At 33.1% G+C, this 1558-nt stretch carries 2 protein-coding genes; both read right to left on the bottom strand.

Annotated features, from left to right (window positions below; genetic code table 11):
* Positions 1-53 precede the first annotated feature (53 nt).
* Positions 54-788: a hypothetical protein gene (locus CD122_RS10045; protein ID WP_103358843.1), complete on the bottom strand. Its 735-nt coding sequence runs from the start codon at positions 786-788 to the stop codon at positions 54-56.
* 120 nt (positions 789-908) lie between these two features.
* Positions 909-1558: SdrD B-like domain-containing protein (locus tag CD122_RS10040; RefSeq protein WP_169926512.1), on the bottom strand; the 650-nt coding region annotated here is incomplete at its 5' end.

The raw sequence follows: 1558 nt of genomic DNA, 5'->3' as shown, positions 1-1558 counted from the left end.
TAAAACTCATCCATCCTCAACAGGTTCGGAAACGGATAATCTCAGTGTAGTCCTCACTCGTAAAAGGTGACTAACTTAAACTTGAAATTTGCGAAACCTATTTCTTTATCGAAGTGTGGAAAATATCCATAAATGTATCTTCCATTATCCTGAATTTCATTTTTAAGAAAGTCCGTACTTGTAGCAATTAATTTATCTAATTCTAATGATAAATTTTCAATTTTGCGTAATCCTTTAGTATATCCTGATTCTTCTAGTTCATATAACTCATTTTCATCCAAAAAGAAACTCTTCGTTGTAAACTTCATAACTCTTTTACCGGAATACAGCGAGTGTTTGAAAGCACGTTTTTGAGATGTATACTTCAATAAATAATTATTAATATTTTTTTCTGAAAGTATTCTTTCTTTACCTTGTGGTTTAACAAATGCATTCGCATTAATAACTTCCGGTAAAAAAGAAAGATTCCACATACTATCAAGAACAATCCCATATTCAATGTAGTTTCTTCGACATTTTTCCATTTCTCTCTTTAGATCATCATAAAATATATCTTCTGTACTGGTAACGATATCAATTTTTATCCATTTCGGATAAGTTCTTGTTTTTTTCTTAAATTTTTCACAATAATTTATTATGTCTCTTTTTATATTTTTTGATCCCCTAAATAATTTTATATCAGCTTTAATATTTTCTTTTCCTAAAGAAATGTAAAATTCATCTTTTATTTCTCCATGCTTTTTCTCTACTAGTGCTAACAATTCGTTGATTCTAGTTTCTATAGACATAAGTAACCTCCATATCATTTATAACTATCATTTTACCATATTATAAGAAAAATTCGGCCATAGATAATATCTATAGCCGAATTATACATAAAAGCTTTTTAGTTTTTATCCGCCATTTTCTTAACGTCGTTTTCTAAATAATAATAATCCACCTAGTCCAGCTAATAATGCTGCTGGGATACCACTATTATTTGCTTCACCTGTATTAGGTAATTCTTTCACTTCTTTACCTGGTGTTGGTGTATCTTTTTTACCTGGTTCAGATGGAATTTCCTTACCTGGTTCAGATGGAATTTCTTTAACCACAAATCCTGAATCGATTGTATAATCATTTCCAGTTAAGTGTACTTTAATGCTTGTACCATCTGAATCAAGTGCATCGTCTCCAACATTTACTTTCGTTGGATCCATTCCTGCTGGTGTTTCGAACGTTACAACGTAATCTCCTGGCTCTAATCCTGTAAAGATGTAGTTACCATTTGCGTCTGTTGTTGTCGTTGCGACCACTGTGCCATCCGGTTTCGTTAATGTTACTTTAACACCTTCGATTCCTGATTCATTCGCATCCTGGATACCATCTTGATCCTCATCGAACCATACTTTATCGCCTAAATCATACACTGGTGTCTCCTTGATAAATCCTGAGTCGATTGTCGTATCATTCTTACCGTCAACGTTTACCGTTACTTTCGTTCCGTCGGAATCCTTCGTATCATCGCCGACATTCTCTGTTGTTGGAATGTAACCGTCTGGTGTCTTGAATTCAATCG

Origin of the sequence: Staphylococcus rostri (assembly GCF_002902145.1) — a bacterium.
Taxonomy (GTDB): Bacteria; Bacillota; Bacilli; order Staphylococcales; family Staphylococcaceae; genus Staphylococcus; species Staphylococcus rostri.
The sequence above is the reverse complement of the archived record's forward strand: the minus strand, read 5'-3'. Positions and strand labels throughout refer to the sequence as shown.